At 70.6% G+C, this 6,359-nt stretch carries 7 protein-coding genes; 5 read left to right on the forward strand and 2 right to left on the reverse strand.

Annotation, left to right across the window (positions count from 1 at the left end; all coding sequences use genetic code 11):
• Positions 1–98: 98 nt before the first annotated feature.
• Positions 99–857, reverse strand: a complete 759-nt coding sequence (locus P3W75_RS13995; protein ID WP_276227957.1) for an SDR family NAD(P)-dependent oxidoreductase — start codon at positions 855–857, stop codon at positions 99–101.
• A 122-nt stretch (positions 858–979) separates the two neighbouring features.
• Between P3W75_RS13995 and P3W75_RS14000 the strand changes: the two genes are divergently transcribed.
• Positions 980–1,879 carry a LysR family transcriptional regulator gene (locus P3W75_RS14000; RefSeq protein WP_276227958.1) on the forward strand — a complete coding sequence of 300 codons (900 nt, stop codon included), beginning with the start codon at positions 980–982 and terminating at the stop codon, positions 1,877–1,879.
• 35 nt (positions 1,880–1,914) lie between these two features.
• Here the strand turns inward: P3W75_RS14000 and P3W75_RS14005 are convergent, their stop codons facing one another.
• Positions 1,915–2,556 carry an HD domain-containing protein gene (locus tag P3W75_RS14005; RefSeq protein WP_276227959.1) on the reverse strand — a complete coding sequence of 214 codons (642 nt, stop codon included), beginning with the start codon at positions 2,554–2,556 and terminating at the stop codon, positions 1,915–1,917.
• 239 nt (positions 2,557–2,795) lie between these two features.
• On the opposite strand from P3W75_RS14005, the gene P3W75_RS14010 reads away from it, so the two are divergent.
• Genes P3W75_RS14010 through zapE form a run of 4 tightly spaced genes read left to right on the forward strand, consistent with a single transcriptional unit; the run spans position 2,796 to position 6,304 of the window.
• Positions 2,796–3,413: a YfiR family protein gene (locus P3W75_RS14010; RefSeq protein ID WP_430765374.1), complete on the forward strand. Its 618-nt coding sequence runs from the start codon at positions 2,796–2,798 to the stop codon at positions 3,411–3,413.
• Positions 3,410–4,795, forward strand: coding sequence for a diguanylate cyclase domain-containing protein (locus P3W75_RS14015; protein WP_276227961.1), 1,386 nt, complete (start codon positions 3,410–3,412; stop codon positions 4,793–4,795). The genes P3W75_RS14010 and P3W75_RS14015 overlap by 4 nt, the downstream gene beginning before the upstream one ends.
• Entirely contained in the window at positions 4,692–5,189 is a 498-nt protein-coding gene (locus tag P3W75_RS14020; protein WP_276227962.1) for an OmpA family protein, read from the forward strand. Before P3W75_RS14015 ends, P3W75_RS14020 begins: the two co-directional genes overlap by 104 nt.
• 8 nt (positions 5,190–5,197) lie before the next feature.
• Positions 5,198–6,304 (forward strand): cell division protein ZapE, encoded by a 1,107-nt coding sequence (gene zapE, locus P3W75_RS14025; protein ID WP_276227963.1) that lies wholly within the window; start codon positions 5,198–5,200, stop codon positions 6,302–6,304.
• Positions 6,305–6,359 lie beyond the last annotated feature (55 nt).

Consider the following 6,359-nt stretch of genomic DNA (forward strand, 5'->3'; position numbering starts at 1 on the left):
CGGCCGGGAACCCATCGCGGACGGAGTCCGCTCCTACGGACCGTGCACCCTGGAACCGTAGGAGCGGACTCCGTCCGCGATCATCCGCCGTCCGGGCGTCAGAGGAACATCCCGCCCGAGGCTTCCACCCGCTGGCCGTTGATCCAGCGGCTGTTGTCGGCCAGCAGCGAAACGATCGCGCCGCCGATGTCGTCCGGCAGGCCGACCCGGCCCAGCGCGGTGTTGCCGGCGATCTGCCGGTTGACCTCGGCGTTGTCGCGCACCAGGCCGCCGCCGAAATCGGTCTCGATGGCGCCGGGCGCGAGGATGTTCACCGAGATGCCGCGCGCGCCGAGTTCCTTGGCCTGGTATTTGGTCAGCACCTCCATGGCGCCCTTCATGGCCGCGTAGGCGGCGTAGCCGGGCAGGGCGAAGCGGGTCAGCCCGGTGGACACGTTGAGGATGCGGCCGCCATCGGCGAGCAGCGGCAGCAGGCGCTGGGTGAGGAAGAACGGGCCCTTGAGCTGGATGTTCAGCAACTGGTCGAACTGTTCCTCGGTGGTCTCGGCGAAGCTCGCGTGGATGCCGATGCCGGCGTTGTTCACCAGGTAGTCGAAGCGCTCGCGGCCGAACTGCTCCTTGAGGCCAGCGCCGACGCGCTGGGCGAAGTCGGCGAAGCTGGCGCTGTCGGCGACGTCCAGGGGCAGCATCAGCACGCGCGCGCCGTGCTCGCGGATCTCGTCGGCGACGATGCGCGCTTCGTCGGCCTGGCTGCGGTAGGTGCCGATGATGTCGACGCCGGCTTCGGCCAGGTGCAGGGCGGCGTTGCGGCCGAGGCCGCGGCTGGCGCCGGTGATGAGGGCGATCTTGCGGGACATGGCGTGGCTCCTGTGCGGGGTGGGATTGCGGACAAGGTTATTGTCCGGTTGCATGCTGATAAATCTGGCGAAATCGGAAATACTGGTCGGTATGGCCGAACAATGCCCGAGGGGCTACGTCGATGTTGAAGCCCGAACTGCTGCGCACCTTCGTGCGCGTCACCGAACTTTCCAGCTTCACCCAGGCCGGCGAGCAGCTGGGGCTGCCGCGCTCCACGGTCTCCGAACAGGTGCTGGCGCTGGAGGAGCTGCTCGGCACGCGCCTGCTGCAGCGCACCACGCGCAAGGTCAGCGCGACCCAGGACGGCCTGGTGTTCTACGAGCGTAGCAAGGAGCTGCTGGCGCAGATGGACGAGCTGCAGGGGCTGTTCCGCCAGGACGGCGCGGTGCTCGCCGGGCGCCTGCGGGTGGACATGCCGACCATAGTCGCGCGCAAGGTGGTGATGCCGCGCCTGGGCGAATTCACCGCGCGCTATCCGGGCGTGGAGCTGGAAATCAGCAGCACCGACCGCCGCGTCGACCTGGTGCGCGAGGGCTTCGACTGCGTGCTGCGGGTCGGCGGTGCGGCCGACGCCTCGCTGGTGGCGCGGCCGCTGGGCGGTTTCGCGCAGATCAACTGCGCCAGCCCCGAGTACCTGCGCCGCCACGGCACGCCGCGCGGCCTCGAGGACCTGGCCGGGCACCGGCTGGTGCACTACGTGCCGGTGCTGGGCACGCGTCCGGCCGGCTTCGAATACCGCCAGGGCGGCGAGACGCGCTACCTGCCGATGCCCGGCAGCGTCACGGTGAACAACGCCGAGGCCTACGAAGGCGCCTGCCTGGGCGGCCTGGGGCTGATCCAGGCGCCACGCCACGGCCTGGCCGAATACCTGGCCGCCGGACAACTGGTGGAGGTGCTGCCGGTCCTGCGCCCGGCGCCCCTGGAGATCCAGCTGCTCTACGCCCACCGCCGCCAGCCGCAGCGCGCGCGGGTGTTCATGCACTGGCTGCAGGCGCTGGTGGCCGAGGCCGCCGGCGCCTGAGCCGGGCGGTTCATCCGGGGGGCTTGCCCGGGGGCTCAGCTGGGCCAGGCCGAGCCGAGGATCACCTCGCAGAAGTTGCCGCGTTCGAACTGCGCGTCCTTCAGCGCCAGGACGTCGGCCTTGACGTTGCCGAAGGTGGTCTGCGGCTTGTCCTTGATGCCCTGGTAGAAGGTATCGATGATCGCCTGCTTGAACGCATCGCCGCGCGGGTGGGCGGCGACCACGGCGTCGCGCACCGCGGCGGGGAAGGCCTCGTACTGCATGCCCAGCACGTCCATCTCCACCCCGGCGGTGACCAGGGCGATCTCCGCGCGCATGTGCCGGGGGATGCCCGGCGTGGTGTGCAGGGCGATGGCGGTCCATACGGTTTCCACGTCGCGCTCGGCGATGCCGTGGCCGCGCAGGAATTCGGCGGCGCAGTCGGCGCCGTCCACCTCGAAGCGCTCGCACTGGCTGCAGTAGCGCGGCATCAGGCCCATGTCGTGGAACATGGCGCCGGCGTAGAGCAGCTCGGCGTCGTACGTCAGGCCCTGGCGGGCGCCGCTCAGCGCGCCCCAGTAGTAGACCCGCGAGGAATGGTGGAAGAGCAGCGGGGTGGCGTTGTCGCGGACCATTTCGGTGATTTCGCGGGCGAGCTGGCTGTCGGGGACTTTCACCCCGTCGATGGCGAGTGTCATGGCGGCCTCCTGGGTGGCGCGGTGGGCGGCGGGTTGCCGTACGGGGCTATTGGGCCGCCGCGGGGGCGCTAGCGACAATCGATGGAGTGATTCGAATCCTGCCAATCAGGAATCGACATCCGCCATGTGCGAAAGGGCCGTTTGCTGGGGTGGAAATGACGCCGGTTATTTGACAGATACAGATCAATATTCAGCTATCCGTCAACTGTACGGCGAAATACTGTGACGAAATCGTTACTATGTCGCGCCCCCCATTCCAAGCCGTCGATGCTTCATCCGGAGCCGCCATCTTGCCTTTGACCGCGCCGGCGACTCGCCGCCTCACCCTGCTGCACTGCCTGGCGGCGCTCTTCAGCGGCGCGCTGGCGACTGCGTCGTGCCTGGCCGACGAAGCCGCCTCGGGCGAGCGCGACCAGGCGGTGGAGCAGATGCTGCTGAGCATCCTCAGCTACGTGCGCTGGCCCCGGGAGCCGGAGCAACTGGCGCTCTGCGTACTCGGCCCGACCCGTTACGCCGGCGCGCTGCTGGCCCAGGGCGAGCTGCGCCAGGCCAGCGGGCGGCGCATCGAGGTACGCCGGCGCGAGCTCGACGACCCGGAGCTGGTCAGCCAGTGCGACGTGGCCTATCTCGGTGAGCTGGACGCCGCGCAGCGCCAGCGCATGGTCGAGCGCCTGGCCGGTCACCCGGTACTGTCCATCGACGAAGAGAACCCGCAGTGCAGCCTCGGCGGCATGTTCTGCCTGGTGTTCGACGAGCGCCGGCCATCCTTCCTGGTCAACCTCGACTCGGTGGCGCGCAGCGAAGTGCGCGTGCACCCCAGCGTGCTCAACCTGGGACGGCGGAGGGGCAAGCCATGAGCCTGCCGCACCTGAGCGAACGCCGTGCCTCGCGGCGCAAATCCCTGGGCCGCCTGCTGTACCGCGCGCACCTGGGCGTGGCCATGGTTTCGGTGTGCCTGGTGGGCCTGGCGGTGAGCGTGCTCGGCCTGCTGACCCTGCGCGCCTACGCCGAGCACAACCTGCAACTGATCGCCCGCTCCATGGCCTATACGGCCGAGGCCGCAGTGGTGTTCAACGACAAGGCGGCCGCCGAAGAGGCGCTGCATCTGATCGCCGCGAGCGAGGAAGTCAGCAGCTGTGCGGTGCACGACAACGACGGGCACCTGCTGGCGAGCTGGCAGCGCACCCACGGCAAGAGCCTGCTGCGGCATTTCATCGGCACCTTGTGGCTGAACCACGAGGCGGTGCAGCCGATCGTCCACGACGGCCAGGTGATCGGCGAGGTGCGCCTGAAAGGCACCGGCGGGCGCCTGCTGACCTTCCTGCTCGCCGGCCTGGGCGGCATGCTGGTGTGCCTGCTGCTGATCGCCCTGGGGGTTTTCTACCTGTCGCGGCGCGTGGTCAGCCGCATCGTCACGCCGCTCGACCGCCTGGCGCGGGTGGCCCACGCGGTGCGCCGCGACCGCCAGTTCGCCCAGCGCGTGCCGCCGGCGCGGATCGCCGAACTGGACGAACTGGGCGGCGACTTCAACGCGCTGCTCGACGAGCTGGAGAACTGGCAACGGCACCTGGAGCGGGAAAACGCCTCGCTGGCGCACCAGGCCAGCCATGACAGCCTGACCCGGCTGCCCAACCGCGCCTTCTTCGAGGGGCGCCTGAGCCGTACCCTGCGTGAACTGGCATCGCGCGGCGAGCGGGCGGCGGTGCTGTTCATCGACTCCGACCGCTTCAAGCAGATCAACGACCGCCTCGGCCACGCCGCCGGCGACGCCGTGCTGGTGGCCATCGCCGAGCGCCTGCGCGGCCTGTTGCGCGACAGCGACCTGGTGGCGCGCCTGGGCGGCGACGAGTTCGCCGTGCTGCTGGCGCCCTTGCCGGACGCCAACACGGCGCTGCGCATCGCCGACGAAATCCTCGCCAGCATGCTGGTGCCCATCGGCCTGCCCGACGGCGGCGAGGTGCACACCTCGCTGAGCGTCGGCGTCGCCCTGTATCCGCAGCATGGCCGGCTGCCGACCGAGCTGCTGCACAGCGCCGACGCCGCCATGTACGCGGCCAAGCGCAGCGGCCCCGGCCACCGCAGCCTGGCACGACCGACGCCGTCCACCCCCGTATCCACCCCCCAGGAGAAAGCCCGTGAGTCCCTCGTTCCCGCGCCTGAGCCGAGCGCTCGGCGCCCTGACCCTGACCGTCCTGCTGGCCGCCTGCCAGACGCTGCCGCCCAAGGGCCTGACGCCTGAGCAGGTGGCGACGCTGAAGCAGGAGGGCTTCGCCCTCAACGACGAAGGCTGGGAGCTGGGACTGTCGAGCAAGGTGCTGTTCGGCAACAACCTCGACAGCATCAACCCCGCCAGCCGCGCCGACATCCAGCGCATCGGCCGCGCGCTGCTGCAGGTCGGCATCGACGGCATGCGCCTGGAAGGGCATACCGACTCCTACGGTGAGCCGGCCTACAACCAGCAGCTCTCGGTGCGTCGCGCGCAGTCGGTGGCGCAGGCGCTGATCGAGGTCGGCATGCCCGCTGAACGCCTGCAGGTGATCGGGCGCGGCATGCAGCAGCCGGTGGCGGACAACAACACGGCGACCGGGCGCATGGAAAACCGCCGGGTGTCCATGATCGTGCCCGCGCAATGAACGCCGCCATGCCCGCGCTTTCGCCATTGCAGGCCTACCACCACGCGCTGGCCGAAAAAGGCTTCGCCGAGGACGCCGCGCAGCTGCACGCCGCGCGCCTGCTCGACGATTGCCAGCAGGCCCTGCGCCGTGGCGAACGGCCGCGCGGCCTGTACCTGTGGGGCCCGGTCGGGCGCGGCAAGACCTGGCTGCTCGACCGCTTCCTCGACAGCCTGGAGCTGCCGGCGCGGCGCCAGCATTTCCACCACTTCATGCAGTGGGTGCACCGCCGCCTGTTCCAGCTGTCCGGCACGCCCGAGCCGCTGGCGGCGCTGGCCGCCGAGCTGGCGACGGAGGTGCGGGTGCTGTGCTTCGACGAGTTCTTCGTCAGCGACATCGGCGACGCCATGCTGCTCGGCGGCCTGCTGCAGGCCATGTTCGAGCGCGGCGTGGTGCTGGTCGCCACCTCCAACCAGCCGCCGCGCGAGCTGTACGCCGACGGCTTCAACCGTGAACGCTTCCTGCCGGCCATCGCCGCCATGGAGCGTCACCTGGAGGTGGTGGCGATGGACGGCGGCCAGGACCACCGCCTGCATCCCGGCGAGCCGATGCAGCGTTACTGGCTGCGCCGCGAGGGCCTGCCGAGCGCCCTGGGCTACGTGTTCGCGGCGCTGGCCGGCAGCGGCAACGGCGAACCGCTGGCCCTCGGCGCGCGCCGGGTCGGCCTGCTGCGCCAGGGCAACGGCGTGCTCTGGAGCCGCTACGCCGACCTCTGCGAGCAGCCGCTGGCGGCGCCGGACTTCATCGCCCTGTGCGATCGCTTCCAGGCCATCCTGGTCGGCGAGGTGCCGGCGCTGGGCGGTGAGCGGCGCGACGCGCGGATCGCCCGTGGCACCGAGGACGGCGCCCGGCGGGTGGCTGCCGGCGACCGCCAGCTGCCGAGCCTGGCCGCTGGCGACGACGCGGTGCGGCGCTTCATCGCCCTGGTCGACGAATGCTACGACCGTGGCGTGCCGCTGTACCTGGAGGCCGAGGTGCCGCTGGAGGCGCTGTACCGCCAGGGCGGCCTGGAATTCCCGTTCCGCCGCACCCTCAGCCGCCTGCGCGAGATGCAGACCCGGCGCTTCGGACGCTGAGAGCGGGCGCCGCCGGTCGGCGATCTCCTAGACTTGTCGAACGCGCCGTCCGCCG

The sequence above is a fragment of the Pseudomonas citronellolis genome (genome assembly GCF_029335315.1).
Taxonomy (GTDB): domain Bacteria; phylum Pseudomonadota; class Gammaproteobacteria; order Pseudomonadales; family Pseudomonadaceae; genus Pseudomonas; species Pseudomonas citronellolis_A.

Excerpts from the sequence above, each read along its gene's own strand:
- P3W75_RS13995 (WP_276227957.1), bottom strand. The coding sequence starts at position 857 with ATGTCCCGCAAGATCGCCCTCATCACCGGCGCCAGCCGCGGCCTCGGC.
- P3W75_RS14000 (WP_276227958.1), top strand. The coding sequence starts at position 980 with ATGTTGAAGCCCGAACTGCTGCGCACCTTCGTGCGCGTCACCGAACTT.
- P3W75_RS14005 (WP_276227959.1), bottom strand. The coding sequence starts at position 2,556 with ATGACACTCGCCATCGACGGGGTGAAAGTCCCCGACAGCCAGCTCGCC.
- P3W75_RS14010 (WP_430765374.1), top strand. The coding sequence starts at position 2,796 with ATGTCGCGCCCCCCATTCCAAGCCGTCGATGCTTCATCCGGAGCCGCC.
- P3W75_RS14015 (WP_276227961.1), top strand. The coding sequence starts at position 3,410 with ATGAGCCTGCCGCACCTGAGCGAACGCCGTGCCTCGCGGCGCAAATCC.
- zapE (WP_276227963.1), top strand. The coding sequence starts at position 5,198 with ATGCCCGCGCTTTCGCCATTGCAGGCCTACCACCACGCGCTGGCCGAA.